This window comes from Haloferula sp. BvORR071, from assembly GCF_000739615.1.
Lineage (GTDB): Bacteria > Verrucomicrobiota > Verrucomicrobiia > Verrucomicrobiales > Akkermansiaceae > Haloferula.
Genome location: NZ_BATP01000003.1, coordinates 543,843 through 569,929 on the forward strand (window position 1 = coordinate 543,843; position 26,087 = coordinate 569,929).

General features: G+C 61.3%; 23 protein-coding genes and 1 tRNA gene. 8 read left to right on the forward strand and 16 right to left on the reverse strand.

From position 1 onward, the window contains the following. Positions 1-9 precede the first annotated feature (9 nt). The 3 genes from BV071_RS03095 to BV071_RS03105 form a co-directional block, all read right to left on the reverse strand. Positions 10-663, reverse strand: coding sequence for a hypothetical protein (locus BV071_RS03095; protein ID WP_035601786.1), 654 nt, complete (start codon positions 661-663; stop codon positions 10-12). 141 nt (positions 664-804) lie between these two features. Beyond that, positions 805-1,911 (reverse strand): hypothetical protein, encoded by a 1,107-nt coding sequence (locus BV071_RS03100; protein ID WP_035601788.1) that lies wholly within the window; start codon positions 1,909-1,911, stop codon positions 805-807. A gap of 14 nt (positions 1,912-1,925) precedes the next feature. Beyond that, positions 1,926-3,215, reverse strand: a complete 1,290-nt coding sequence (locus tag BV071_RS03105; RefSeq protein WP_265594005.1) for a hypothetical protein — start codon at positions 3,213-3,215, stop codon at positions 1,926-1,928. 131 nt (positions 3,216-3,346) lie between these two features. Between BV071_RS03105 and BV071_RS03110 the strand changes: the two genes are divergently transcribed. Continuing rightward, on the forward strand, positions 3,347-4,660 hold the full coding sequence (locus tag BV071_RS03110; RefSeq protein WP_035601790.1) for a hypothetical protein: 1,314 nt from the start codon (positions 3,347-3,349) through the stop codon (positions 4,658-4,660). A 162-nt stretch (positions 4,661-4,822) separates the two neighbouring features. Here BV071_RS03110 and BV071_RS03115 read toward each other — a convergent pair whose 3' ends face one another. Both BV071_RS03115 and BV071_RS03120 read right to left on the reverse strand, forming a co-directional pair. Beyond that, positions 4,823-5,911: a hypothetical protein gene (locus BV071_RS03115; protein ID WP_265594006.1), complete on the reverse strand. Its 1,089-nt coding sequence runs from the start codon at positions 5,909-5,911 to the stop codon at positions 4,823-4,825. A gap of 12 nt (positions 5,912-5,923) precedes the next feature. Then, a complete protein-coding gene (locus BV071_RS03120; RefSeq protein ID WP_265594007.1) occupies positions 5,924-6,745 on the reverse strand; it encodes a hypothetical protein in 822 nt (273 codons plus the stop codon). Between the two features lie 457 nt (positions 6,746-7,202). On the opposite strand from BV071_RS03120, the gene BV071_RS35110 reads away from it, so the two are divergent. Together BV071_RS35110 and BV071_RS03125 are read left to right on the forward strand one after the other, a co-directional pair. Next, positions 7,203-7,355, forward strand: a complete 153-nt coding sequence (locus tag BV071_RS35110; protein WP_265594008.1) for a hypothetical protein — start codon at positions 7,203-7,205, stop codon at positions 7,353-7,355. Positions 7,356-7,588: 233 nt separating this feature from the next. Further along, the gene (locus tag BV071_RS03125) at positions 7,589-8,710 is read left to right on the forward strand and encodes a hypothetical protein (RefSeq protein ID WP_265594009.1); all 1,122 of its coding nucleotides are present in this window, start codon (positions 7,589-7,591) and stop codon (positions 8,708-8,710) included. 11 nt (positions 8,711-8,721) lie between these two features. Here BV071_RS03125 and BV071_RS03130 read toward each other — a convergent pair whose 3' ends face one another. Together BV071_RS03130 and BV071_RS03135 are read right to left on the reverse strand one after the other, a co-directional pair. Beyond that, positions 8,722-9,888, reverse strand: coding sequence for a hypothetical protein (locus BV071_RS03130; RefSeq protein ID WP_265594010.1), 1,167 nt, complete (start codon positions 9,886-9,888; stop codon positions 8,722-8,724). An 8-nt stretch (positions 9,889-9,896) separates the two neighbouring features. Next, complete coding sequence (locus BV071_RS03135) at positions 9,897-10,802, reverse strand: hypothetical protein (RefSeq protein WP_265594011.1); 906 nt, start codon at positions 10,800-10,802, stop codon at positions 9,897-9,899. 316 nt (positions 10,803-11,118) lie between these two features. Between BV071_RS03135 and BV071_RS03140 the strand changes: the two genes are divergently transcribed. Next, positions 11,119-12,363 (forward strand): hypothetical protein, encoded by a 1,245-nt coding sequence (locus tag BV071_RS03140; RefSeq protein WP_035601806.1) that lies wholly within the window; start codon positions 11,119-11,121, stop codon positions 12,361-12,363. A gap of 257 nt (positions 12,364-12,620) precedes the next feature. Then, positions 12,621-13,646 carry a hypothetical protein gene (locus BV071_RS03145; RefSeq protein WP_035601809.1) on the forward strand — a complete coding sequence of 342 codons (1,026 nt, stop codon included), beginning with the start codon at positions 12,621-12,623 and terminating at the stop codon, positions 13,644-13,646. 119 nt (positions 13,647-13,765) lie between these two features. On the opposite strand, the gene BV071_RS03150 is transcribed toward BV071_RS03145, so the two are convergent. After that, positions 13,766-14,782, reverse strand: coding sequence for a hypothetical protein (locus BV071_RS03150; protein WP_265594012.1), 1,017 nt, complete (start codon positions 14,780-14,782; stop codon positions 13,766-13,768). Positions 14,783-15,047: 265 nt separating this feature from the next. On the opposite strand from BV071_RS03150, the gene BV071_RS03155 reads away from it, so the two are divergent. Continuing rightward, a complete protein-coding gene (locus tag BV071_RS03155; RefSeq protein WP_265594013.1) occupies positions 15,048-16,544 on the forward strand; it encodes a hypothetical protein in 1,497 nt (498 codons plus the stop codon). A gap of 72 nt (positions 16,545-16,616) precedes the next feature. Here BV071_RS03155 and BV071_RS03160 read toward each other — a convergent pair whose 3' ends face one another. The 4 genes from BV071_RS03160 to BV071_RS32430 are packed head-to-tail and all read right to left on the reverse strand — an operon-like array spanning position 16,617 to position 18,611. After that, positions 16,617-17,054, reverse strand: a complete 438-nt coding sequence (locus BV071_RS03160; protein ID WP_035601819.1) for an arsenate reductase ArsC — start codon at positions 17,052-17,054, stop codon at positions 16,617-16,619. Then, positions 17,051-17,737 (reverse strand): aquaporin, encoded by a 687-nt coding sequence (locus tag BV071_RS03165; RefSeq protein WP_265594014.1) that lies wholly within the window; start codon positions 17,735-17,737, stop codon positions 17,051-17,053. Before BV071_RS03165 ends, BV071_RS03160 begins: the two co-directional genes overlap by 4 nt. Beyond that, entirely contained in the window at positions 17,728-18,204 is a 477-nt protein-coding gene (locus BV071_RS03170; RefSeq protein WP_035601822.1) for a DUF6428 family protein, read from the reverse strand. The genes BV071_RS03165 and BV071_RS03170 overlap by 10 nt, the downstream gene beginning before the upstream one ends. Continuing rightward, on the reverse strand, positions 18,201-18,611 hold the full coding sequence (locus BV071_RS32430) for a metalloregulator ArsR/SmtB family transcription factor (RefSeq protein WP_075090825.1): 411 nt from the start codon (positions 18,609-18,611) through the stop codon (positions 18,201-18,203). The genes BV071_RS03170 and BV071_RS32430 overlap by 4 nt, the downstream gene beginning before the upstream one ends. Before the next feature lie 431 nt (positions 18,612-19,042). Here BV071_RS32430 and BV071_RS03180 point away from each other — a divergent pair. Beyond that, positions 19,043-19,127, forward strand: a tRNA-Ser gene (locus BV071_RS03180). Between the two features lie 105 nt (positions 19,128-19,232). Here the strand turns inward: BV071_RS03180 and BV071_RS03185 are convergent. From BV071_RS03185 to BV071_RS03200, 4 genes are all read right to left on the reverse strand, one after another. Further along, on the reverse strand, positions 19,233-20,180 hold the full coding sequence (locus BV071_RS03185) for a WD40 repeat domain-containing protein (RefSeq protein WP_081885751.1): 948 nt from the start codon (positions 20,178-20,180) through the stop codon (positions 19,233-19,235). Beyond that, the gene (locus tag BV071_RS03190) at positions 20,177-21,307 is read right to left on the reverse strand and encodes a DUF1501 domain-containing protein (protein ID WP_265594016.1); all 1,131 of its coding nucleotides are present in this window, start codon (positions 21,305-21,307) and stop codon (positions 20,177-20,179) included. The genes BV071_RS03185 and BV071_RS03190 overlap by 4 nt, the downstream gene beginning before the upstream one ends. A gap of 216 nt (positions 21,308-21,523) precedes the next feature. Further along, positions 21,524-23,647 carry a DUF1553 domain-containing protein gene (locus BV071_RS03195; protein ID WP_052572809.1) on the reverse strand — a complete coding sequence of 708 codons (2,124 nt, stop codon included), beginning with the start codon at positions 23,645-23,647 and terminating at the stop codon, positions 21,524-21,526. Continuing rightward, entirely contained in the window at positions 23,644-24,699 is a 1,056-nt protein-coding gene (locus BV071_RS03200) for a hypothetical protein (RefSeq protein WP_035601831.1), read from the reverse strand. Before BV071_RS03200 ends, BV071_RS03195 begins: the two co-directional genes overlap by 4 nt. A 182-nt stretch (positions 24,700-24,881) precedes the next feature. Between BV071_RS03200 and BV071_RS03205 the strand changes: the two genes are divergently transcribed. After that, a complete protein-coding gene (locus tag BV071_RS03205) occupies positions 24,882-26,078 on the forward strand; it encodes an MFS transporter (RefSeq protein ID WP_035601834.1) in 1,197 nt (398 codons plus the stop codon). Positions 26,079-26,087: the final 9 nt, after the last annotated feature.

A 26,087-nucleotide genomic window follows, 5' to 3' on the forward strand; every position in this document is an offset into this window, starting at 1 on the left:
CCACCCAATTCAGGGTTCCTCCTTCATCAAGCCCCCGATCGGAAATCCACCGCCAATCACAATCAGCAGGGACTCACCAGAAGGGTAGCGTACCAAAGCGCAGGTCCCGGTAGCTATTGTCACGGATTGCTTGGTTACCTCCCCGCATTCCGGAGAAGACTCCACCAGAAGATCCGGAAAGCCCTCCCCCTCCCGATCCCCGCCCAAGCTTGCCTTCACCCCGAATTCCGCGACCTTCCAGTCCACACCTTGTTTTCCCTCGCCGATCTTCACCTGCACGGAGTTGCCTTGCTTGAGAGCCTTCTCAAGAAGCTCTTTGGCCACTTGCTTGTGGATCAAGCCCCGGAGAAGTGGCACATCCTTCGGTCCAGTATTCCCCCCGAACACATCATCCACCAAGTCCGCCTTGATGGGCAGGACTCCCAACTCGCCGGCCTTCAGTTCCAGCATGGACGCAGCCTTGGCCGAGTAGTCGACCGGGCCGCGGTCTCCGCTGCGCGAGTCCTTCCCCGCATCATTTGCCGCGGAGGGTGACTGGCCACCGGGGCTGCCCTCACCTGATCGCGCCGCAGCAGAGTCACCGTCGCCACGGGAAAGCCGCCCCACCAGCGGGATTGCGAGCAGAAGAAAGAAAACGCAGAGGAGAATCGAGCGGCGTTTCATTGCTACCAGTCAGCCTGCATGCTCCTCACCTGACACTTCAAGAATAGAGATGCGGGCGCTCTGTGTGGGCAGGAGATCGAGCCTTCCGGGGGGGGAAGGCTATCAGGGAGCAAGCGCAGCTCCGAGAGCACAATTCATCCATTACTTTGCCTTCGCCGCTGCGGCACGCTCGTCGAGCATCTGGGCTGCCTTCAGCTTGAGCTTCTCGGTGGGTAGCTGCTCGATCCAGTCGCGATCGGTGGGCTCGAGTTCCTTGTGGGAGCCAAGCCATCCACCAAGCGCCTCGGCCTGGAGGTAGCCAGAATCGTAGAGACCCACGAGACGGGTGAACTCCTCCACGGGCATCGGCTTCTTCTCATCAAAATCGAGCATGCCGCTGAGGAGCCGGTTCTTTGCCAAGGAAGGCTGGGTAGAGATGAAGTTGGTGATCTTGCCGCGCTCCTCAGGCGAAGCACCCCGGCAAGCCTGCATGACGAAGAGGAACGCAAAATCGCTTGAGTAGGTTCCCCGTTCACCAATGTCATCCAACACATCGCGCAGGTTATCCGCGGTGGGCAGAAGCCTGGACCTTACCTGGAGCACATAGGCACGGTCGTAGTTGCATCCCCGGCTGCCATCGGGAATCGAAGCGTAAAGCTCCCCTGCCAGCTCCGGATGCTGCTTCATTACCAGCTCGATAAACTCCTCACGGAAGGAGGTCCCGCCCTTGCGATTGAGCATATCGAAGAATTCCCGCGGGCGCTTCGCCGCGGCGTCTTCAAGCAAGAACCGGATATTGCTAAAGGAAGTTGCGACCCGGGCTCGCCCGGCTACATCGAAGACCTCTTCATCCGGCACCACGCCAACGCGGGCACCGGTGTAGGCCCCCCACGCAAGATCGCACCACTCTGCCGAGGCAATGCGGTTGAGAAGTCCTGCCGCAGCAATGTCCTTCCACGGTAGCCCGGCCGCCGCTTCCTTGATGCAGTCCTCGAGCCCCGGCATCCCGGGCAGTTTCTCCAGAAGCTCGAAGAAGACCTGCGGGTCACGCTTGGCGAGCTGGGCAAGCTCCCCGCGGGCCTTGTCTAAGTTCCCGGACCGCAGCAGTTCGAGGATGATGGCATAGGAAGAGGCCTCGCGATGACTGGACTTGGCGGGAGCATCGGCGACGGTCTCCGCCGGCATCCGCGGATTCTCCTTCTGGCCCAGCAAAAGAGCCACTCCCAAGGTCGCCGTCAGAGAGACCACGAATAGAACGAGAGTGCCCATGATAGCAGAGCTTCTCATGGCAGTGCCTCCGTGGCGAGTTTCTCCACGTTCTCCCGCAGCTCACCGGGCGGCAGGGTCCCCGCCCAGTTCAGCGCATCCCGGGGATCATACTGCGCGAACTCTTCGATCATCTCGTTCTCCAACTTCGAACGACCTGGGCCTGCCACCATCTTCTCAGCCAAAGCGAAAGCACGACGGAAATCCCCTTGGGAACTCCATTCATGGCTGGCCGCATTGGCGAGCAAGGCGCTCTTCTCACCAGCACTCAGATTGAGATCGTCAATGCTCTCAAGCGCGGCATGGGCCTGGTCCACCGAAAATGGATAGAGCCAGTCGAAGTAGTCCTCGAAGGCTCCAGAGCGTTTATCCGATGGCAGCTTGGCGAGTGTCGCAAGGGACAATGGCGCACCTGCCATGGCTCGGTCCTCGATGAGTTCGGCCAGTTCTCCGCCATTCAGGATGGCAAGGTCTTCCAGAGCTGGCTCGCCTCTGACCGGCTTCAGGACCTCGCGGATCCGTCCGAAAGTCTCGAATGCATCCGCGGCCGACTTCAGCTCGAAGGGCACCTTGGCCGCCATCTCGCGAAGTGCCGACTCGTCCTCCCATCGCAAGGAGAGCCACGCTGTGCGAACGAAGTCGGGGGCGGCTCCCGGCCACCTGCCCTTGAACCATTCTTCAAGCACCCGCTTGCAAGTGGTCACATCCCGCGAACCGCGTCTCAGACACTCGGCGATCTGTTCGTTGCTGAAACCCACGGCAGGATCGAAGAGAACTTCGGCCACCAAGGGCGAATTCATATGAGAGGCGAGCATGAGCATCCCGGGGGGAACCTTCAGCTTTTCCTGCGTCCATGGTGCCCGCACCGCCATGGAAGCAAAGGTCGACTTCCGGATGAGCTCCCACAAGGCATCCGAATGAAGACTACCCACCCGACTGATCGCCAGCCGCGCAAGCTCGATCCGGCGTTCCTCCGGCACCGTTAGGATGAACTCATCGAGCCATGTCGGATCGGCGAAGAGCACGGGCGCGAGCAACTCGACGATCTGCTCATCATCCGCTCCCGCCCGGACGAGTTCCGCCAGCTGCAAGCGGGCCTCCGCGGTGCGTCCCGCAAGGGCCGCGAGTCTCTGTACGGCCGGATCATCGGGTAGAGCTGGCCGGACCAAGACGGGCTCCGGTTCAGCCTTCGCAGTGTCGGGAGAAGCGGTCTTCCCCTTTTGGCTGGCGATCCCCAGACCCGTAGCGACTCCCGCCATCGCGGCCAGAGCCCAGCACATTACCAGCTTGTTAGAAGGTGGGTTCACCGTGATCCGCACTGGAGCAAGCAGCTGGATGCGGTCAAGTTAAGGCGCTCTCTTCACGAGTTCTTCATTCATCTCAATGCGGCATCCTTCTGTCTTGAGTTGCCGCCTCGGCTGGAGATACTTCGGGCGGAGTGGTAATCAGGCCCACCAAACGAGCGATCCTGCCAGGAGTCGGCCTGCTGTTGCTGCTGGCGACCGGCACATTCGTCCTTTTGAACGAAAGCGACGGTTCACCGGAAGTATCCCGGCACCAAGGCAAGCTAGCGACCACAGGTCTGCTGCCCGGAAAACTTGATGAAAGGCGGAACAAACCGGCACGATCTGAAAGGGAGATCAACCGCCTGGCAGAGCAGTGGTACCAGCAGATCCTCGCCAAGCATCCGGAACTGGCTGTTAGCTTCAAGGATGTACCGGACGCGCAGAATGGCTTCTTGAAGTTTCTCGAATTCACCGAGCGCCACGGCAAATATGGTTCGGACGGGCTCCCGATGCCTGAAGAGATCAGTGCCATGGTCAGCGGCAAAAGTCCATGGGACGCTGCCATCATGGCGAAGTGGCTTGAGGAAAACCGCGGCCTGATCGATGAGATCATGGCGATCGGCCTCCTTCCCCTGCAATCGGCGAAGGGCATCGAGATGGAGCGGATCAAATTCTTCAGCGCCCGGCTCCCGAATGAATGCTCCAAGCTGCTTCTCGCCCAAGCCCACTTGGCGATGGAACGCGGCGACGAGGCAGGTGCCTTGCAGAGCACACGTGCGGCGCTGGGGCTTGCCGATCACATGGACCGGATGGAACTTCCCTCCCTCCTATCGGAAACGGTTTCCATCCTGATCCGCCAAAACACGCGGAAAGCCATCCTCGACCACTTGCTCGCTTCGGAGGGAGGGCCTGCATCCGACCTTCAGGCATGGCAGGATCTCCTCGCCGGGAATCCGGAGACACCGGCGGATCTCGCTAGGGTCTTCCTCGGCGAATGGAACCACACTGCTCGCAGCTTCTTACTACCGGCCCTCCTCGGTGACCCAACCAATCTTCCCGGCGTGAAGACCGGAATCAGCGATCCGGACGCCGTGGTGGAAGCCCACATCCGCTACTTCACCGGTCTGATGTCTCAGATGAGATCCTCCGACCTCGGTGGACTGGCGGCGCTTTCCGCAGTTCCGCCCGACAAGACTGGCATCTCCGAAGATGGCGCTTCGCTCTTGGATATACTCTTCGTTGGCTCCAGCGCCTGGTCCAAGGGCTGGACCAGAGCCCAGACCGATGCGGCGATTGCTCAAGCAGCGTTCCTAGCAGCGGCTGGCGGCGAAATCCCAAACGAGCCCTACACCGGCAAGCCGTTTGTCATCGACCGCGAGGCGGGCACCGTCAGTGTGCCGCGCGATCCTTGGTTCGAGAGCATGAACTACCCGCCGATGAAAATTCCGGCGCTCAAGCAGCGTTGAGTGGTAGCATCTTCCCCCAGGGCTATCTCATTCTGGCTCCAACCCGGGCTTATATTACACATCGGCTCGGATTAAGTGGGCCAGACGGCTGGCAAGAAGGTCTGAACTGCAGCATGGCACCCCGAGTGACGAGACCTTCCGCCGATTGGACGAGAATTGTAGTCAATCCCTAGCCAAGGATCTGACCACGTCATCGGGGGCACCCAGCACATTCTTCGCGGCGGAGGAGAGACCGTTCCGATTCACCTCCTCGGCGAATTCCTCCACGAGCTTGGAGTCCGATTGGATCAGGGTCGAGGAGATGAACTGATGCGCGATATCCAGACCAGCCCGCCGGTGATTCAGTTCCTTCAGCCGGTCGCCGATGGTCATGTTCTCCCCATACTTCATCTCCGGCGGCAAGTTTTCCAGCGACAGGATCTCGGATTCCACCAAGCGCTTCTCGACGGGGATCGACTTCGGCTTGCCGAATTCTTCCCGGAGGCCGGCGATCAAATCCAAGCTCTTGGTCGCGACCGCGGCGCTGTGCCCGGAATCGGCATCTCCGCCCTCCGCGGAAAAGCGGGCGACCAGGGTCGAGATGTTATTGAGCAAACGCAGCCCGTAGCCGCTCTCCGCCGCCAAGATACCCGCATCCGCATCGGACTCACCCGCTTCCTTCCACCGCGTCTGCTGCATCTGCAGCAAGGCCGGGTCCGCGAGCTTTAGCTTTTCATCGCTACTCATGCTCAAGATGAGCTCCGTCCCCTCCTGAGTGCGCCCGGCGTCAAACAGGGCGGAGGCTTGGAAGACAAGGCCCGATGGATCCTCCGGAGCCACACTCCGCAATTGCTCCGCCCACTTCAGCCGGTCTTCCGGCGTCTCACCCGCCAGGGCAAGCACCCGGCACACCGTCGGATCTTCGGGATGCTCTTTCAGGAGCTGCCGGGTGGCAGTGTCCCCGCTCAGCAGGAACAAGGAGGCCAGGCCTACGACATCCTGCTTTTTCGACAGTTCCTCACGCATCTTCCCCACGATCTCTGGGGGTAAGGCCACCCGGTCCCCCATCATCGACATGGCGATCCGCCGACCGCCGAAATCGCTCTGGCGGCTTGGCGGTGGCGAGGTCACCGATTCAGGCCTCCTCTGCGGACTTGCGGCATCGGTCCGGTCCGGCCCGCTCTTTCCCCAATCCTTGGCGAGCACGACGAGAAGCGACACGGCAAGGATCGTGAAAGCCGCCAGCATCCATCTTGTAGGAATCGGTTTCATTCCCGTTCCTTGCTAGTAATTCTTGAGATCTTCGGCCTTCGGCCAGCCTTGAGTCCTTACGACTCCGCCGATCCGGGCCATCCGCTTCTTGTCCGACCAGTTCTCCATCATGAAGTCCTGGCGCTTGACCTCTTCCGGATTCTCGTGGTTCGCCTCGGAGATCAAACGCTCCAGCTCTTTTCCGTCCGGGCTTTCCAAAAGCGCCTTGTCCGCACGTTTGAGAATCCTGCTGCCGATTGCCTGCAAGCTAACCGTTGCACCCGCGTAGGCAGGATTTGACTCCTTCAGGGATTTACTGAGCTCAAACGCCTTGCGAAACCCTGCGATATCTTCCACCGAGGAAAACCGGCGGTCCGAGAACTGTGCCGCTGCGGCAGACGAAATCTCACCGGCCACCGAATTCCCGGAAGCGAGATACTGCATATTCACTGCATCCACCCCCACATCTGACGAAATCCCGTCGTAGTGGGTGGCGATTTCCGCATCGTGGAAATCCAGCTTGCCGACTTCAAGAGCGGCCTTGAGCGCGAGTTTTGATTCATCCTCGCGCCCGAGTTCGGCAAGTGCCGACGCCTTCAGGAATCCGCCCAAGGAGTTCCCTGGCTCGAGCATGGAGAGTTTCTCAGCCCAGATCAGACGCTCCGAGAGATCGCGCGATTTCGATGCGACGTAGGCGACCGCCAGAGGATCATCCGAGTGCTTTTTCAATTCCGCCATCAACTCCGGGCTCCAGTGGATCGACGTTGCGAAGACCAAGGCGGAGGGAGTCCTGCCAACCTTATCGAGATAGCGATTGACCTGCTCGAGCGAAAGTTTCGGCTTCCAGAGATCCATAATCCACTTGTTGTACTTCGATTGGTCCCACTTTATCGCTCGTTGGTCCTTTGAGCCCTTCCCCCCGGAGGCTGACTCCAGATCTCCGCTGGCTCCACCTGGAGCTCCTTCCTGCTGCCCGGTACCGGCGGCCGAAGCCAACACCCCGTCTCCATAGAATTTAAAAAGTGCGCAACTGATGAGAAGGATCAGCGCAGCCACAATGACCTTCCATTTTCTATTCATGGTTTTCAAAAGCCATCCGGATCCACCGGGCGGTTCGCTTGAGCTTCATACAACTGCTGATCAGGGCTGCTTGCAAGTTAGATACATAAATTCATTTACCTCGAAATAGCAATGAGCCTCGTATGCGGTCTCAGGGCGACCTCATTCTGGCATCAATCCGGGCTTCTACTAAACATCCGCTCAGATTAAGTGGACCGGATGGCTCGCAAGAAGACTTCCAGAAGAACGCGCGATGAAGAATGTACCGGAGAATTCCCTCCCCGAGCAAACCATCAAAAACACCATGCGCGGCAACCGCATCCGCGCCGCCCTTTGCGAGCAAACCCTTGAAATCCTCATGAAACTGACTTCCCACAATGAGGTGGCCCTGGCCCCTCCCCTGTAAGATCTTTATCCCATCTATGATCCGGCTAGGGTGACAGCTATTATATGATCGCGCCGATCATGCGTTCCCGGTTATTCCAAGCCGGTTTGGGCCTGCTGCTTTTGACGGGATGCCTTCTCGTCAAGTCGCGCTATCTTGCCGGTGGAGCGGTCGCTTCCGGGCCATCCAAAAGTCCAACCAGCAGAGGGCAGACGGCGAAGTCCTCCGGTCGCAGCCGGGGAAATCTTGCGATCTTGGAGCTTTCTCCAGAGGCGGCAGCCGCGGATATCCGGCGGGTATGCCGGGAAACCGCGGGCAAGTCTTCCGTGGAGGACCTGCAATCGATCTACGACGTCCAGCGCCTCAAGCAACTCGTCGGTCAACTCGACTTGGAGCACATTCACCTGCTGCGAGATGACTCCGAACTGCTCCAACAAGGCGAGGGCTTGGCTGCAATCGCCCTCTCGTTCCTCCGCGAGCGCTGTGGCGAACTGGCCCCCGGAGAGGTGCTGAACCTGGAAACCTACAAGCCGGCCAACAATTCTGGGTTCAAGGTCTTCGATTTCGTCGACCTACTGCGCGGCGCAGCGAAGGGCGATCCGGAGGCCGCTTTCGCCTTCTGGAAGGATCACCTGCAAGACTTCTCCGTGGATACGGAGCAGGAGTTCGGCTTCAATGCTCTCAAGCCTTTGTTCGCAATCCTCGAAGGAGCTGCGCAGAAGAGCCCTGCCAAGGCTTGGGAAATCATCAGCCGGCTCGACTCCGCGCAGAGAACCGATCAGGTGCTCGGTACCTATTTCCGGTCTCTTCCACCGGGCAGCGATTGGGAGGAAGCCATCGGCCAGCTCAGATCTTGCGAGATCGAGGAAAGCCCGGGCCACCTTTCATCCCCTGCCCTTGCGCTGGCCCAAGCCTGGATGAAGGCCAATCCGGCTGCCACGATGCAATGGCTCGACAGCATCAACGACAACTTGGCAGAAGCGCGCACCGGCAGCTTGGCCATTCCCAGAAAGGGCGACGATGCCCTGGGCGCGCGAGCCGCGGTCTACTCACAAGCGCTTCAACCCTGGCTCTACACGGATCCCATTGAAGCGATCCATTGGCTGCGGAATTGGGAGCCTGCGGATGTCTCAAAACTGGAGATCATTCGCGAGGCCATGAATGGCACGACTCCGGCCATCGAACGCGAACTGCTGGCCACGGTGGAGTCACCGGAAGAGCGCTCGCAACTGGTCCTCGCGCTCGCCCGCGATGCCCGCGACAAAGACGATTTCGATATCCTGCTGGCGGCGGATAACCTGCCGGAAAACACGGTGAAGGAGCTGGAGAGGATGAAAGCACTTCTCGGCCCGGGTGGGCTTTTCGAGAGGGAGTGACGAAAGGTACCTCACGGTGAGATTCCCCACGCGGCCCTCACCATCTTGCTCCAGCGTGCCTGGATTTTTGCGTTAAGCGGAGATGGATTCTGCTCCGCCCAATCATGCTCCACTGCGGCCAGCACTTGCTGCCGTTCCGGCAAGGACACCTGCTCCCATGAGGCATCGAGCTTATTATCAAGGCGCGTTTCCTCTAGCACTTGGAACAGGTACTCCCCGCGTCGGCCCGCAAGGTCCACCGTTTGAAGGGCTGGCGCGGAGATTTTCCCTTCCGAGCTTCCCGCCACCGCGAGCCATGCTTGATCCACAAGTTCCGGCCTCACGCGCGAAATGGCATCAAGCGCTTGGCGCCGCGAAGCATCATCCATCTCGGCGCTGGCAATGGCCCGCAAGGTTCCGCTCACCTCCGATTCGTGATACTCCTTCTCCAGATACCTTGGATTGGCCGCCAGCCACTCCGCTGCTTCCAGCGGTGAGCGCTTCGCCCATGCCGTCAGCGTGTCGTCGGTTTCGGTATATGGGAGTTTTTCGGTGTTCGCCAGATAGTCCAGCAGCTTGCGGAAGTCGAAATCTTTGGCGAACTCAACCATCATCATCTCGTTGGAGTCATCCTGCGGGATTTGCTGGAAAGTCTCGATGAGCTTGTCCGCAGACACGCTGGCGGCAGCCAAAGAGCACTCGCTGATCACCCCTGAGGCCCAGGCAGGGCTTGGGAATTCCGCGCGATGAGCCTTCCACTCCTCGTAGGCCTTCCAAGGATCACGGAGAGAGAATTCGTAGAGTATCCGGTACGAGACACGTTCCCGCACCTTCGGGTCCGCGACCTCCAGCGCTTGGCTCCAAGCCTGCCAACCGAGCCGGTCAATGAGCGTCTTGACCACCTCACTGCAAATCTCCGGCTTTCCCTCTGGATTCTGCTCCAGCCATTGCCACAGAGCTTGGGTCTCGCAAGCCGCCAGGGTACGGCGCAGCAACACCAAACGCCGGGTTGTCGTATTGACCTTCTCCTGTGTTGAGTCTCCGGGGGTGTTTTGTTCGGTCTCATGCCGCAAGGAAGACAGCGTCGAAGGGACCTCCCCTACGGTCACAGGGGGAACCGTCGAGAACCGTCGCGCTCCCAGCCAGCAGCCGAGAAGCAGCGACGCGCCGCAGGAGGCCACAAAGATCACTCGCTGCATCGACCTCCTCATTCAGCCTCCTTCCCGCTATCTTCTGATATAAGCATGGGGTAGTTACTCGCGAGGCGCTCGCCAAAGGTCGAAGGCCGCTTGCAATACTTGGTGACTGCAACAGCCACTTGGCGGAATTGCTCGGGCGGTAGTGTATCGAGCAAACTGCGGATTTCGTCGCCCTTCACCTGGTCGTTGATCGCAACTCCGAGAACGCCCAAAATCTCCGAATCGGAACTTCGCGGCCACGCCAAAGCCGCTTGAAAGGCTTCGGAGGCATCTATCTTGGCCCAACGATCGAAGAGATTGCGAATTCTCACCCCTTGCTCCGAGAGTTCCAGTGCAGCACCACTCCTGAGCCACGGTTCGATGTCCTGTTTCTCGTCGAGATAAAGCGCAGCATCATCAAAAGGGTCTCGCTGCGCTCCCAAAATGAGCTCCCAAGGAACCTGTCGACATGCCGCAAGGAATGCAGCATTCCCGGAGGCTGCCTTTCCTTGCAGCATCCGCAGCATGGCATCCTTTTCACAGAACACTGGCCTCTGGCTCGAAACCACTGCCTCGAAAGCAGCATCAGGCTCAGCGTCCGCCCATCCATCCATCGCGGTAAAGCAGAGCTGTGGATCGATCGTCTCGAGCCACCGGATGGCTTCCTCTCCTTCACGCCGGCCCAATTCTTTCGCCGCCGCGGCCAGCCGCTGCTCGAAGTCTTCACTGGTGCTCCATTCGGTATCTCCCGGTAGCGCCGCGAGTGCCTTTTTCAACGCCGCGATCTTTTCGCGCAACCCGGAGGCGGGGAGGCTGCCGTTTTCAGTTCCCGCTTCCTTCCGGAGTGCATCCCACTCCTTTTCGAACTCGCCGAGCGCCGCCGCAACATCGCTCCGCGCAGCCACTTCGCCGCGCTCCGCCGTCCGGATCTCCAAGGGCGCCGAGGGTGAAATGCCAGCTTCGCCAGCCGCCACGAAGTAGCCAATGACACCAAGAAGCGGAGGAATGGCCCAAAGGAGGGGTCTCATATCAGGTCAGGCTGGAGTCCTGCAGGCGGAGTTCATCAGCTACTCCGACGCAAGACCTCCGGCGAAATTCATACCTGTTTGCTGAGCAAAAAATGGATGAACGTCAATCGATCAAAAGTTTAACCGGAGTTACGGCACATCCCCCGTCAAGTTGCCTCTTCGAGCAATTCATCGCCGATACGATTGACGAAAGGAAATAAACTTTCTACCACAAAGTTAATCCATGAAAGCCCTGCTGCCTCTCTTCGCATCCGGTCTCATCACGGGCGGAGCCGTGGCTTGGCAAAAGAATCGCCCCCCGGCAGTGGTCCCCGGGGTCGCTAGCGCCCCGCAGTCCCCCGTTTCGAAGGCACCGCCCAAGAAATGGGAGGTCCGCAACTTTATCGATCTGATCAACGACGCACCCGAGCTCGACGAGTCTTCCAATTTTTTGGCACCACAACTTACGGACTGGAGCGACGCCGAGCTGCAGAAGGCGCTCAACGAGGCCTTGGCCAGTCCCGACTGCGTGCTCGACGGCAGCTCCTCCAAGATCCTGGCCCGTATGCTCGTCGCGGAGTGGATGCGGCGCGATCTGACATCGGCCTTGGCGTGGTTCGAGGCCATTCCTTCCGAGACCATGAGGAGCGAGTTGGCTTCCGCGGTCAGCTTCTACTGGCCCTTGGACAAGGCGGAGGAAGGCTTGGCTTATGCTGTGACTCATCCGGAGTTCTTCGCCGGGAACGGTGGCACACACGCTTGGAAGATCGTGCACCGCGCCTTGGAGTCCGCCGCCAAACGCGGCCCGGAAGCCGTCGTAGCCTGTCTAGCGACGGTCCGTGAAAGCAAGCTACCGATCAGCGGCGGAGATCTCCAGTTCCCCGCGAATTTCGATTTTCAAACCTTGGCCAATAGTCAGGAGGTCGAGGAGCTCTGGAAGAAGGGCCGAGGTATTTTCTTCGCCGAGGCCTGGCTAAAGCAGGACCGCAACGCCGCATTCGACTGCATCGCGGCCGCCAGCAAGAATCCCGCCGCACAGCTCTTGACGCTCAACTCCGTCCTGCCGGCGGCGGAGGTCACTGAACGGACCACCCTGCTGGCCGGCTGGATCGACGGCGCGGACGAAGCCCAGCGTGAGGAACGAATCGAGGATATCCTCAAATCCTGCTTGGTTCGCCCTGATGCGCTGGAGACCCTTGGAAAGACCTTGAAGGATCCCGCTGATCGCGACCAAATCCACAGCGGTGCCCTGCGAGGAATTCGCACGATCGGAGCGAAAACTGCATTCGCCCACCTCGAAGCCTATGGAGATGGGGCGCAGCGTTTGGATCTCTTGGAAACCTTCGAACCCCTGCCCCCCTTGCTGATGCCAAGGGGCAGAATGACAGCAGAAGAGGTGAGTTCCCTGCGCGAGAAGCTGGGCTCATGGGGTGCCTCGCCGGAAAGGACCGAGAACATCATCACCAGGCTTCAAGGGATCCTCAAATGACCGCGCCTCCAATCAAACAATCCCTGCTAGCCGCGGCCGCCCTGATCTCTGGTCTAGGACTGGGCTGGGCCGCGGTTGCGGCAATGCGAGAGCCCACTAACCCGCCCATCACCGGCCCCGCCTTGACTGGTCGCCAAGTTTCCGCCCTCCCTCCAAAAGATGTGGCAGTAGGCGCAGCCCGCGATTTTCAGTCCCTGAAGCGCCACTGGGACCGGGCAAAGACCCTGTCAGGTGAAGTGCCTCAAGCGATTGAGCGCATGGATGCGCCCGAATTGAAAGAATTGCTGCTCGCCCTCAGGAATGAATCCCAAGCCACCAGCTCGACCGAGCCCTCCAAGCGCATGGGCGAAGAGATGATGCGGGAGCCGCTCCGCGACGCAGCGGTAGGCGAACTCTATCATCGGGATGCAGAAGGCAGCCTCAAGTGGGCGGAAGCATTGGGGGCCGAGGGCAGCATCCTTTTAGAGCAACTGCTGCGGACCGCGGCTAAGGAAGAACCAACTTTTGCGAAAACCTGGATTGACCGGCTGCGCCCGTCCAAGGGCGAGCAGTGGGCGAAGCAGTTCTGCGCCACCGCATGGCAGGGATCCACAGCCCGGAGTGCCGCTGACATGCTTGAGGTCGAGAAGCTATACGAAGGGCAACTCGGCAGCTTCAGCTTCCGGCCGGAAGAGATCGCGGACAACTTTGATTTCAGGCGTTACCTCAAAGAAACGGCCAGCCCTATCTCCCTGTCCGAGATTGCAAAATTCTGGGCAGCACGTGACCCCGATGCAGCTTTCCAAGGTGTGGGCGAACGCGCGACCGCTCAGGACGGTTCCGGGACCCTCTTCGGCGCGATCCTCCAAGGCATGGCGGCGATGAAGGGCGACGCTGCCGCAGCCCAATGGATCGCCGGCAAAGTGGACACCTTGCCCGGGGACCGCCGCGCCGAGGCGATCGGCTGGCTGCTGCCCAGCGGCAACGGAACCGGCGAACGGGTGGCAACCCTAATGGAGGCCCTGCGGCGGGATCAAGACCGCATCGCTCTAGCCAAGAGCGCCATCGATCCTTTCGGGATGAATCCGATGTCAGAACAGGTCAGCATCCAGGCACTAGGTTATCTAAAGGTCGACCAGCAGGTAGCCACGCTCCAATCCGCCGCGGGAAACTATCGGCAGCTCATGGCCAGCGATCCAAGATCAGGGCAGCGCATCCAAGACGGTTTTGAGAGGATCATGGCAAAGCTGGAGCTGACGGAAGATGCCAAGGCACAGGTTAGAGCGGGATATGCACCGGAATGATCACAAACAGTAAAGTTACGGCGGCAGTTCCGTCTACGACGCCACGTGGAGGAACACCCCGCCGAACACGAATGGCGGAGCAATTGAGCAGTTCCGAATCCTATTGAACCCCGGAAACCTCAAAAACCGCTGAAATAACTCTCCGCCAAGCGCTGGTTCCGCTGCGCGGGAGTGAGTTTGTCAAAGGCCGTCGCACGCTTGAAGCCGGCGATGAATTCGGCGTCCAGCTCGTGGTTCAAGCGGTCGAACTCGAAGGAGGCGTTCGTGATCCCGTTGTTTTCCCCCATCCTCACGACGGATGAGCGGACCGCCATCATCACCTCGTTACCGCGCCTGTCCTCGGCGAAGCCGACGTCGCGGAAAAAGTCGTCCATCTTCTCGATCATTAGCGCCACATCGGCCTTGCCACTGTGAATAAATGACGCGGGATCCAAAGATGCCCGATACTCGCGCGCGGTCCGATGCGCGACATTGACCGCATAGTCGTACCAGTGGAGTTCCAGCATCTGGTAGCCGCGATCGTCGCCGAGGATCCCGCAGGCGGCCTTGAATTCGGCGGCGATATCATCCCGGCTTGAGCGGATGTCCGGAGCAGAAGAGGACCTCTGGAGAGCTGCCGCTGCTTCGTCGGTGAGGCCGAGTTCCGAGAGCGCGTGGCTGAGCATGAGGTGGGCGATCTTGTTGTCCGGATCGATCTCCACGTACTTGCGTGCCATTGCCAGGCGCTCCCTGTTATCGGCGGCATAGGTCGTCAGGATCTGGAACTTGAGCGGGGAATCGGGCAGCGCGGCAATATCGTCCAGCTTGCGGCCTTCGATGCACAGCAGGACGAAATACAAGGACGAGGCCGTCCGGCCCCTCGCTTGAAGGAATTTCTCCACCTCGGCGGCACTGAGGTGATAGGGCGCGGCATCGGAATATTTCGGGCGCTCCGATTTCTTGTATTCCGCAATGGCCTCCTTGACCCGCGACTCCATGTCGTTCTTCGAGTGTGAATCCCGGGAAGCCGTGCTTACTCCCACTCCATGAGCGCCGACGTCCTCTTTCTCCTGCGGACCAGCCCCAAAGCGGATCACCAGGAAGAAAACCAGCCCGACGAGACAAAGAAGCAAAGTTAGCTTGGGCTTGGCGGTCACGACGGGCACAGCCTAACAGAGCGCCCCCACCGGGAGAAGGCTTTTCAAAACGGCAGGAAATCCCTGCGATAGCCAAGCCAAGACGACGCGCAGATGCCGGAGCTTCAGCAAGCCTAGGCCTGTCCCGGACGAAGGAATTCACCAGACCGACATCAGAGCTTCACACTGCGACGCCAGAGAACTACCCCCCTCTTCATCGCCACGGCGGCGGAGTGGCTGGTCGACTCCACTTCACTCCACAAGACAAGGTATCCTGATACGGGTCATGAAATCGCCAACCCTCCTCTCTGCCGGAGCCGCAGGAATGATCGCGATGCTCTCTCTGGGTTCCTGCAAGAAGTCGGACTCCGAGCCTAGTGACAGCGGCAGTGGTAGGGAGAAGTCTTCGCTGAGACTAGGGAATGCTTCCAAGCAACAGGCCACAAGTTTGCCGGCACAGGGTGGCGCCAACGGCTTCCGGCAACAAGTGAGCCGCCTGCAGACGTCGGACTTGGTGGCCCTTTGGCAGTCGCTGGATTCCGCCGGACTGAGCAAGGACGAGAAGATCGAGCGCCAGCGAGAAATCATCGAACGGCTGACTCAGCTCGGAGAGTTTGACGCGGCAATGAAGCTTGCCACCAGCTATGGCCAGGGCGAGTTGCGCTATGCCTTGGTATCCTCATTGACCGCCGGGTCGCCTGAAGCACTTGCCAGCCTGCTGGAGCGCACACGAGACTCCTCCCTTTCGCAGGCCGACCGCAACGCCCTGTTATGGGGGATCCAGGAAAACATCGGCAGGTCTGGCGGCTTGTCGAAGATCACAACGTTCCTCGCCGCGAGGCCAAACCTCTCCGGGGATGAAGCCAACGCGATCGGGGCCGGAATCTCTTCCAGCATCGATCTGCGGAAGACACCCACTCAAGAACTCTCCCCCGCGGACCTGAAGGCCAACCACGGCATCGCGGAGGCCCTGTTGAAGGACGCTTGCGCCGCCTACCCCCAGTTGGAGGAGAGGCTGGTCCAATCTTTCCTGATGCAGGCTGCCGATGTCACCCCTTTCGAGTGCTGGAAGACCTTGTCGGAACACTACGAGCGACTGCTGGATGGAGATGGGCGGCTCCTGCGCCTGAAGGAGCTGAGCGAATACATGTTCGCCGAAGACCCCAAGCGCGCACTTACCGCCATCACGGAAATGCGCGGCAAAAGCGAGTATGCGGCGCTGCTGCGGGAGGGCGGAGCCACTTGGGCCAACTCCGACATTAGCGCGGTGGAGGCCTGGTTCGCCGACACCGGCAAAGACCTGCCGAAAAGCGAGGCCGACCAAGTGGCTCACGGCGTCGCCCGCTTCCTGGGAGAAGACGGCCGACCCGCCGAAGGCTGGAAATGGGTCGGCAAGATCGAAGATCCCGAAGTCCGGCGAAAGGCCGAGGGCCAAGTCTGGCAGCAGGAGAAGCGGATGGTGACTTCCGAGGCCAAGGATGATCCGCAGCAACTGGTCGAATCAATAGTCTCCGGCAGCTCGCAACACGCCGCGTATTGGATAGAAATCGGGATGAACGAGTGGGTGACACGCGATGCCGAAGCCGCACGCAAGTGGTATGAGGCGAAAGGCTCATCTCTCACGCCCCAGCAAAATGAAGCTGTGGCGCTAACCTACGCCCGCCTCGCGCTGGCTAATGGCCAGGTGGAGGAGGCGACCCGCTGGGCCGGCCAGGTGGTCACGCCCAAGTTCAAAAACAAGATCGCTGCCGAGATCAAACAGGCCGGGGAAGCAGGCGGCTGAGCTGCCCTCCCCTTTCCGCCGGGGGCCATCAGGAAAGGAAACCTTCGGATTCACTACCGATGAGGTTCGGGACTATCTCAGCGCATCACGCCGCCCCGCTGCATAAGCCTCGAAGAGGCGGCGGATCTCATCGCGGACCCGCCGGAAGACGGCCATCTGCTCTTCCTCGCTGCCGGTGGCATGAGCGGGATCGTCGAAGCCCCAGTGGTGGCGATTCAACTGCCCCGGGAACATAGGGCAAGCCTGGTCGGCATTGCCGCAGACGGTGATGACCGTCTCTACCTCCATTTCCAGGAATTCGTCCATGTGCTTCGAGTGGTGCGCGGAGATATCGATGCCGATCTCAGCCAGCGCCTTGATCGCGAGCGGGTGAACGTAGCCGGCAGGCTTCGAGCCAGCGCTGCGGACATCGAGGATATCGCCGGCGGCAGCACGGAAAATGCCCTCCGCCATGTGGCTACGGCAGGAGTTCCCGGTGCAGAGAATGAGGACGAGTGGACGGGGATTCATGAGGTAGAGGAACAGGCACCACCGCAGCAGCCAGGGCCGCGGACGATCGAACAAAGCGGCACCGCCAGCAACGCGCCAACCACGGTGGCGACCAGATAGATCCAGAGATGCTCAGAATGACCGCTGATCAGGGCTGGTGCCAGCGATCGTGCCGGATTCATGGAAGCACCACAGACCGGCCCGGCAAATAGCGCTTCCAATCCCACCGTGGCCCCGATCGCAATCCCGGCGGTCACGCCCTTCTCCTTCGCACCGGTGGAGACACTCAGCACCACCAGCATCAGGAGTGCCGTAAGAACGACCTCAAAGACGAAGCTCTGGGCAGGAGAACCTGCCGGCAAGGTGGCCCCCAAGGTCGCTGAGGCCGGAAACAGAAATCGCAGGAGCCCGCTAGCCGCCATCGCTCCCAAGCATTGGGCGACGATGTAGCCCGGGACCTCCCGCCATGCGAAACGCCGCGCTACGGCAAAGCCAAGCGTCACCGCCGGGTTCATGTGCGCACCGCTGACATCCCCGAAGGTGTAGATCATCGCCGCAACCACTAGGCCGAAGACCGCCGCGATGCCCACATGGCCGATGGCACCACCCAACTCTTGATGAATGACAATCGCCCCCGTGCCAGCAAAGACGAGGGCGAAGGTGCCAAGGAACTCGGCAACGAGTTTATGTCGGTCTAGCAACATCCGGAGGGTCCGCAGCAAGAAGATGAGCCGATCGCCGGCAAGCGACCGATGGGAGGCAGCCCACAAAGTTCGGGCGCGAGGCACTCGGTATGTTTGTGGGCCAGCACCAGCACCACGGCCTCCTCCGAGATCTCGTGGTCCGCAATGGCATATTGGGAAATGACGCGGTCCTCGTACTCGACTTCCACCGGAACACTTTCATCGGGAAGGTAGCCTTTCGCCCTATCGAGAATCGCGGCCATCTTGCGGGTCTCGATGCGGTGGTCGTAGTCCTGCCCCACCCACACCTGGAGCTGGCAGCTCACGCTTTCCCGCAAGGTGCCACCGCAATCGAGGAAAGTTTTCTGCACGCACCCGACCTCGGTCACGTGGAATGAGAGCGGCACGGGCGAGCCATCCGGGAGACGGATCCGGAAATACCGGTCAGGATTCCCGGCCAAAAGGGCCTTGAGTTGGGCAAGGGTCATACGCTTTCCGTCTTTCGTGACTTCGCAAGGCGCTTCGGTCCCGGGCAGCAGCTCCCAGCACGCACCGCCAGACGCGCTGCTGCATTCTTGTCATCGCTGGCCCATTGGGGCTCCTCGGCCCCCTCACCCTTTAAAAGACGCAGCAGCTTCAGGTACTTCGACTCGATCCGGAAGTAGGTCCATTTTTCGCACTTCTCCGACTCCAGCAAACCCGCCCGGCGGATGATCTGGACATGGCTGGAAACCGACGACTGCGGCATCCCCAGGATCTCAGCCAGTTCGCAAACACAGAGAGCATCCTGCGCCACCAAACGGACAATACGCCATCGCGTGGCATCACCCAACGCACGGCAGACCTCAACAGGACTAATCGTCACGACTTTTCTCGTATCGACTATTCTCGTCACGTCTAGTCAAAATCCCCGGGGATTTGGAAAATCGACTCTTCACTCAGCCAGTCGCCCTCGCCTTGTCGATCCGCGATAGCTTTTTCCGCTCAAGGCCGGCACGGAGACTCTCCAATTCGTTCCCGAGCGCGCTATGCTGAACTCCGGGATCGGGGCGCTGGCAGGCAGCGTCACTCCGCTCAAGGTCACTCCGCGCACGCCCTGTCGAGCCCCGCCAAGTGAGCCCCACCAAGTTCGCTTGCCGTTCACGGTGATCCGTGCGTAAAACCCGTTGCCGGGCCGGCGGACGTAAAGTCCGGGGGTATCGGTCGCTTCCCATCGGGTTGCATCCTGTTTCATCTGATTACTCTGCGTTGCGGCAGGTAGTGGCATAAATCAGGTATACACCGACGGAAAGTGGAAAGCTTCAAGCAATTGAGGATCAACAAAAAGGAGGGGTGGCAGAGTGGTCTATCGCGTCGGTCTTGAAAACCGAAGTCGGGAAACTGACCGTGGGTTCGAATCCCACCCCCTCCGCTCTTTGAGCTATCAAGGATCCCCCGAAGGCCTCTCGGGCGGTTTGGGGAGAATTCTTCACTCCGCGCATTGGGTCCGAACGCTACTGAAGCTCCCTTCGGGGCATCATCGCAGCGGATGCAGCCTCACACTGCCCGTCCAATCGCCAGCGGCAAGGGCGCTTCCATCCGGGCTAACAGCCAGGGAGTAGACCCAGTCCGGCCCAGAGCGCCATTGCAGCTCGATGACGTCGCTGTCGCCGTTGATACCCCGGATGATGCCTTCCTGACCGGCCGAGAAGAGCCGGCGGCCATCCCCTGACCAAGCGAGTGCCAGCACCGGCCCCTCGTGATTGCGGACGATCCGGACCATGCGCCCGATTTCCGGCTGCCAGAGGCGCACGGTGCGGTCGTCGCCCGCACTGGCGCAGGTTGGCGGGCCGGCAACTATGGGCCGAAATGCCAGTGCCTGTACAGCCTCGGTGTGCTGGCCGAGCGAACGCAGGAGTTTACCGTCCGCCGCGGACCAGACCTTCAGCGAACGGTCGGCACTGGCGGTCACCACGTCACCGTTGCCCGGACTGAAGGCCACCGCGAGGACCGCCGCGGAGTGGCCAGTTAGAGTGAGGGCCTCCACCGGCGCAGCCCCCTCGGCAAGTGTCCAGACCTTCGCCGAATGGTCCGCGGAGGCTGTGACCACGCGCTTGCCCGCGGTATCAATGGCCACGCTCATGACCAGATCCTCGTGATTGCCGAAACGATGTCTCAACACGCCGTCCGGCCATGAGAGCAGCACCGCATCGCCGCGCAAGCCGGGCTCACCTCCCGCTGCGGCCAGCCAGTGACCATCGGCGGAAAAGCTGAGGGTGGTGACTTTCGTCAGCGGGCATTCGATCCGGCGCTGGACCACGGCATCTTTCGGCGAACGCACCTCAAGGGCGTGATCGCCGCTGCTCACCAGCACGCCGCCATCGGGACTGAAGGCGAGCGCCGTGACCGGCACAGCCTGCAACCGGGCACCGCAAGCCAGCCACCCCAGCACGCCTACCACGATGCACCGCGCAGCTCCTCTCATACGAGTTCTTGGATGAAGCTCCCCTCGCCCATGATCTTCATTGGACGGCCCGAGGGAGTCATGAGTTCGGCGCTCGGATCCACGCCGAGAAGTTTCAAAATCGAGAAGCCCAGATCCGGCGGCCCGACCGGGCGGTCCACGGGGAACTCGCCGAAGCCATTTGTCGCCCCGATGATTTGCCCGCCCCGCACCCCGCCACCGGCCAACAATACCGAACCTGCGCGCGGCCAGTGGTCGCGCCCGCCGATGGCGTTCAGCTTGGGAGTGCGCCCGAATTCGCCCATCAGCACCACCAGCGTGGACTCTAGCAGGCCACGCTCGCGCAGGTCCGTCAGCAGCGCGGCATAGGCGCGATCCAGCGCGGGAAGCTTGCCACTACCAGGAAAGCGCGAGTCCGGCAATTCGCGGAAGATCTGGCTGTGCATGTCCCAACCGGGGTCCACCACCGTGACGAAGCGTGAGCCCGCCTCGACGAGACGCCGGGCCAAGAGACAGCCCCCGCCGATATTTCCACTGCCATAGCGCTCGCGGGTCTGGGCCGATTCGCGTGACAGGTCGAAGGCGGCCTTAGCCTCCGGCGATGAGAGCAAACGCCACGCTTGCTCATAGAAGGCATCACGATTCGCGGTGCCCGCGTCTTGGTCAACTTGTCGCGAGAGCGCGTCCATCTTCTCCAGCATCGCCTGGCGCTTGGCGCTGCGTTCGAAACCCACGCCCTCGGGTAATTGCAAGCCATCCACGCGCGATGGATCGCGCCCTGTGTTGAAGGCAGCAAAAGCCCCGGGCAAGTAGCCGGAGCGCGCGGCAGAAGAATCGCCACCGACTCCATCATGGGGAATCGCCACATAAGGCGGCATCGTTCCACCCTGCCCCGCGGCATGGGATACCAGACTGCCTAGGCTGGGATACTCCAGCGCCGGGGTCGGCCGATGACCTGTTAGGAGAAAGCGCGAGCCGGTGTCGTGATTACCCAGCTCATGGGTCAGGGAGCGGATCAGCGCGACATCCTTCATCACCGCAGCCGTCCGCGGCAGATGCTCGCAAATCTGCACGCCGGACACCGCGGTGCCGATCGGCTTGAACTGGCTGCGCACTTCGGAGGGTGCCTCCGGCTTGAGGTCGAACATGTCGAGATGGCTTGGCCCACCGTCCAGCCAGATAAGAATGCACGACTTCGCCCGCACAGTCCCCTTTCCGGGCTCCGCCGCTGCTGCTTGCATCCGCAATAAGCTTGGCAAACTCAGGCCGAATGAAGTCAACACGCCGAGATGCAGGAAATCCCGGCGGGAAACACCGTCACAGCGACTTCGGAAGGAACGTGGATTCATGACGTGCTCCTCAAATTAATGATTGGCCGCGAACTCGCGGGAGTTGAGCGCGGACCAAAGCAAGTCGGCAACTGCTTCCGCGCGCCGCTCATCCGAAGGCAGCATGGCATTCCACGCGTCGAATTCATCCGCAGAAGGAAAGCGGCCGAAGGCCCGCAGATAGACGGCCTCGACAATCGCCCTATTACTTAGAGCGGGCAGCTCCGCGACCAAGCCGCTGTGAAGCTTGTCGTTAATGGTGCTTCCGTTCAAAAGGTGCAGTGCTTGGGCGAGGCCGCCGCCGCTGTTGGAGGAGCTGTCGCAGGCGCGCTTGCGCTCGCAGCGGCCTAACACATCAAGCGCCGGCGAAGGCGTGGCTGGACTGATGAGCTGCACCGCGCGCGTGCCGGAGGGATAACCGGCAAAGACATCGGACACGCCAGTGACTTGCGCCACGGCATCGGCAAAGACCGCAGCCGGCAGCGCCTTGCGCTGCGCCCGCGCAAAGAGCTTCACGGCGGCGGCATCGGCAGATCCTCCATGTGAGGCGAGCTGCCAGGTTCGGGAAGAGACGATCAGGCGGATGAGGCGGCGCAAGTCGTAGCCATGCGCCGTGAAGTCCGCCACCAGCGCATCCAATAGCGCCGGATGGGTGGCGGGATTGGTCGGCCGCAAATCGTCCACCGGCTCGACCAGCCCGCGGCCGAGAAGATGTCTCCACACCCGGTTCACGATGGTGCGGGCGAAGAAGGGATTCACCGGATCCGTCATCCAACTGGCCAACGCAAGTCGTCGGTCGCTGCCCTCAGGGATCACCACTGCGTCGCCACCCAGTGCCCGCGGCTCAAGCGGACGTCCCGTCTTCGGGTCATTCACCTCGCCGCGTTCACTAGCGCGAATCACATCTCCATCCCGGCTGATCCTAGCGAAAAACGCCGCAAAGCGGTGATAGTCCTCCTGTGTCCAGCGGTCCGTGGGGTGAGCATGGCAGCGGGCGCAGCCGATCTGCGAACCCAGGAAAATCCGCCCCACATGCTCGGATAGATCGCGGGGGTCGGAAGCCAGCAGCATGAATCCGGCTGGACCATTCCGCGCCGGGTCACCGGAGGCAGTGATGAGTTCGCGGGCGACACGGTCGAAGGGTGCCTTGCCAGCCACCTGCTCGCGCAGCCAGGCATGCCACGCCTTCGCCGCCGGCACCTGGCCGTTCAGCAGCAGCAGATCCGCCAGCTTCATCGTCCAGTAGTCGACGAAGGCGTCGCTGGCTAACAGTTCATCGATGACCCACAGGCGCTTTTCCATCGAAGCGGGCTCCTCGAGGAAGGCCCGCACGGTGGCTTCATCTGGCAAGCGCCCGGCAAGGTCCAGATATGCGCGCCGCAGGAACTCGGCATCATCGCAGAGTGGCGCGGGGGAAATCCGGAGCCTCACAAATTCGCCGCGGATCTGCTCATCGATCCAGTTCGCCGGAGGAAAGCCACCCTCGCTCATGCCCGTGCCCTCCAGCGGCGCCGCCACCCGCACCGCGGCGACCTGCCCGCTGTAGCGCACCATGATGCTGGTGAGGCCCCGCCCTGTTAGAGTGAGCCCGCCGGACTTGCTGATCTCCGCCACCGCATCGTCATTGGAGGTGTAGAGCGCAAGCGCTGAAACCTCGCGACGCGATCCATCCGAGAGACTCGCCGTTACCCGAAGCTGGCGCGACTCACCGGCATTCTCTAACAAGAGATCCGGCGGTTCCACCACGATACCCGTCACATGCAGGTCAGGCGCCCCTGCCGGAGCGCCCGCAGCGATCCAATCGCGAAGCACGGCATAGCCGGTGGAGTCGGTCCGCAGCTTGCGCCCGCCTTCGTGATCCAATCCCGTTTCCGAAGCTTTGCGCAGCACCAAGCTGTCCTCCGGCCTCGCTAGATCGATGCGTCGCCCGCCAAATTCCCGCGTCAGGCGCTCGAAGTCAGTCTCGGGATCGAAGCCAAACAGGCTGAGCCGCAAACCACCCTGGCCACTGGCCGCACCGTGGCAAGCCCCGGCGTTACAGCCCGCCCGGGTCAGCACCGGCAGCACATCCGTGCGGAATACCGGCGGAGACTCCGCGGCCACTGCCGCGATGGAGCTCATCGCGAGCAAGGCAACGGCATTGGCGCAAGCGGCCCTCATTTTTTCAACTCCTCAAGGAAGGCCTTGCCCGTCTTGCGTGCGTATTCGGTGCCGTAGTTCTCGAAGTGCAAGACGCGGGTCCAACCGTCGATCGCCTGTTGCTTGAGATCGGCGTTGTCCTTGATATAATCGCGGACCTCGGCCAGCACGGCGTCCACTGCGGCATCATCGTTCGTGGGCCGGATGAAACGCCGCACCAATCCCTCCAACTTGGGATCACTCGGCACGGCTCCGGGAATGGGTGCCCTAGCCGGCTGAGGTTCGGGACGGGGACCCGGGCGCTGCGGAGGCCGCGTAGCAAGCTCGGTCCGCAGGCTCTGCACTTCTCCAATCAGCGCCTTCACAGCGCCGCGGAGACCCTCCTCGGTGTTCAAGTCAAACTGGTTCAGATCCACCGGCGGACGCGCTGGCGGTGCCATACCTTCGCCGCGACGCATACCGCCACCATCACGCGGGCCGCCACCGTTGCGGGCCATCTGGCGCTCGTTCAATTGCTCCAATGTCGGCGGATTCGCGTCGCCGCTCACCTTGGCCAGCGCTTCCAGCACCTTCGGTGCATCGGCGATCCCCGGCTGCGCGAGGGCGAAGTTCGCCGTGACCGTATTGTCCTTCGCCACGATGATGGTCATCAGGCATTCCTTGTTGAGCCCGTAGTTGCCCGGCCCCTCGGCACCGTCCAGCGAGAGTCCCACGCGGGACTGCAGTTTCAGTGAACCCGACGCGTTCTTTGCCCGCTGCTCGCCTTCCAGACGATCGGCATTCAGGAAAATGATCTCCGTCTTCAGCGAATCCTTCCTCAGCGCTCCATACTCATCCACCACCCGCAACAGCGGCATCATCGAGCGCTCAATGCCGTGCATGAAGACCAAGGCCGTAGCTCCACCGCCGTTGTCGGCAATCACCTCGCGCTCCTTGCCCGCGTTTGCGCCGAGGATTTCGACGATCTTGAAGGGCGTGGTTTTTTCTCCCGGCTGCTGGCCGGAGAAAATGGGATCGGCTGCCAACGCGGAACCGAGGAGGAAGGCTGACACGGCGAGTGAACGAAGGATCATGGCAGGGTGAAAAATGGCGGTAAAGGTCGCAACAAGAGCAAGTAAGTTAGGCAAATATGAGCATTACAACCCCGGCCCGGGCATTTTGTTCCGCAGCCTTGGCCAAAAAGAACCAGTGCGGGGCTTGCACCACGCCTCTTCCAATGCGACTGAAGCCGCGCGCTCAAACGGGCGCTTGAATAATGGATTCCAGCCGCGGCGTTTCCGAACGCACCCTTCTCCTGCTGCTCGCCTGCGTGCAGTTCACCCACATCATGGACTTCATGGTGATGATGCCGCTGGGCCCCCAGCTCATGCGCGAGCTGAACATCTCGGCGGCAGCCTTCGGCAATATCATCTCGGCCTTCGGGATCGCGGCTGGCCTCGCCGGCCTGGCGATGGCTCCCTTCGCGGATCGCTTCGATCGCAAGAAACTGCTGCTGTTCTGCTACGCGGGCTTCACCCTGGGCACGCTGGTCTGCGGGCTTTCTCATTCACCCGCCATGCTCATGGCCGCGCGGGCGATGTGCGGGGCCTTCGGCGGGATCAGCAGCGCGGCCTTGCTCACGATCGTGGCTGACGTGGTGCCCGCAGAGCGACGGGCCCACGGCATGGGCATCATCATGACCGCCTTCTCCGTCGCGGCCGCACTGGGTGTCCCGTTGGGCCTCATGATGGCCCAATGGTGGAAGTGGGAGGCACCCTTCCTGGTCGTCGCCGGTGTTGGAGCAATTGTGTGGTCGCTCTCGGCTTGGCTTTTGCCTCCGGTGCGCGGCCATCTTGGCCGTGTCGATGTCGATCACCGCCAGGATTTCCTCCGCTTGCTGAAGGATGGCAACGCGTGGACCGGGATCGCCCTGATGATGATCTGCGTGATGGGCCACTTCATGGTCATCCCCTACCTCTCGCCCTACCTCGTCGGGAATGTGGGGCTGGCCGAGAAGCACCTTTTCCTCGTCTATCTCGTCGGCGGGATCGTCACCATCTTCACCGGCCCCTTCGTCGGTCGGATGGCCGATCGCCACGGGCGTTTCCTCGTCTTCACGATCATGATCACGATCGCCTGCACGGTGGTGTATCATCTTTCCACCTCGGGCCCTCTGCCGCTGTGGCACACGCTGCTGAATGCCGCGCTCTTCTTCATTTTCGCCAGCGGCCGCTTCATCCCTGCCCAGGCCACCATCTCGCTGGCGGTGCCACCCGCCCGGCGCGGCGCCTACATGAGCCTCGTGTCCTGCGCGCGAGACTTGGCCTCCGGCGCAACCGCAGCCATCGGCGGAGCGATCGTCGTGAAAGGTGCCGGTGGCGAGATCCAGCACTTCGACCGTCTGGGCCTGATCGCAATCAGTCTCAGCCTCCTCAGCATCGCGGTCTTCCGCCAAGTCAAGATGGCGGAGTAATCATCATCC

Excerpts from the sequence above, each read along its gene's own strand:
- BV071_RS03120 (WP_265594007.1), bottom strand. The coding sequence starts at position 6,745 with ATGGATCTCTGGAAGCCGAAACTTTCGCTCGAGCAGGTCAATCGCTAT.
- BV071_RS35110 (WP_265594008.1), top strand. The coding sequence starts at position 7,203 with ATGAAGAATGTACCGGAGAATTCCCTCCCCGAGCAAACCATCAAAAAC.
- BV071_RS03140 (WP_035601806.1), top strand. The coding sequence starts at position 11,119 with ATGAAAGCCCTGCTGCCTCTCTTCGCATCCGGTCTCATCACGGGCGGA.
- BV071_RS03095 (WP_035601786.1), bottom strand. The coding sequence starts at position 663 with ATGAAACGCCGCTCGATTCTCCTCTGCGTTTTCTTTCTTCTGCTCGCA.
- BV071_RS03170 (WP_035601822.1), bottom strand. The coding sequence starts at position 18,204 with ATGACCCTTGCCCAACTCAAGGCCCTTTTGGCCGGGAATCCTGACCGG.
- BV071_RS03115 (WP_265594006.1), bottom strand. The coding sequence starts at position 5,911 with ATGAAACCGATTCCTACAAGATGGATGCTGGCGGCTTTCACGATCCTT.
- BV071_RS03100 (WP_035601788.1), bottom strand. The coding sequence starts at position 1,911 with ATGGGCACTCTCGTTCTATTCGTGGTCTCTCTGACGGCGACCTTGGGA.
- BV071_RS03165 (WP_265594014.1), bottom strand. The coding sequence starts at position 17,737 with ATGTTGCTAGACCGACATAAACTCGTTGCCGAGTTCCTTGGCACCTTC.
- BV071_RS03190 (WP_265594016.1), bottom strand. The coding sequence starts at position 21,307 with ATGTTCGACCTCAAGCCGGAGGCACCCTCCGAAGTGCGCAGCCAGTTC.
- BV071_RS03195 (WP_052572809.1), bottom strand. The coding sequence starts at position 23,647 with ATGAGGGCCGCTTGCGCCAATGCCGTTGCCTTGCTCGCGATGAGCTCC.
- BV071_RS03160 (WP_035601819.1), bottom strand. The coding sequence starts at position 17,054 with ATGAATCCCCGTCCACTCGTCCTCATTCTCTGCACCGGGAACTCCTGC.
- BV071_RS03145 (WP_035601809.1), top strand. The coding sequence starts at position 12,621 with ATGGATGCGCCCGAATTGAAAGAATTGCTGCTCGCCCTCAGGAATGAA.
- BV071_RS03185 (WP_081885751.1), bottom strand. The coding sequence starts at position 20,180 with ATGAGAGGAGCTGCGCGGTGCATCGTGGTAGGCGTGCTGGGGTGGCTG.
- BV071_RS03155 (WP_265594013.1), top strand. The coding sequence starts at position 15,048 with ATGAAATCGCCAACCCTCCTCTCTGCCGGAGCCGCAGGAATGATCGCG.
- BV071_RS03200 (WP_035601831.1), bottom strand. The coding sequence starts at position 24,699 with ATGATCCTTCGTTCACTCGCCGTGTCAGCCTTCCTCCTCGGTTCCGCG.
- BV071_RS03205 (WP_035601834.1), top strand. The coding sequence starts at position 24,882 with ATGGATTCCAGCCGCGGCGTTTCCGAACGCACCCTTCTCCTGCTGCTC.
- BV071_RS03130 (WP_265594010.1), bottom strand. The coding sequence starts at position 9,888 with ATGCAGCGAGTGATCTTTGTGGCCTCCTGCGGCGCGTCGCTGCTTCTC.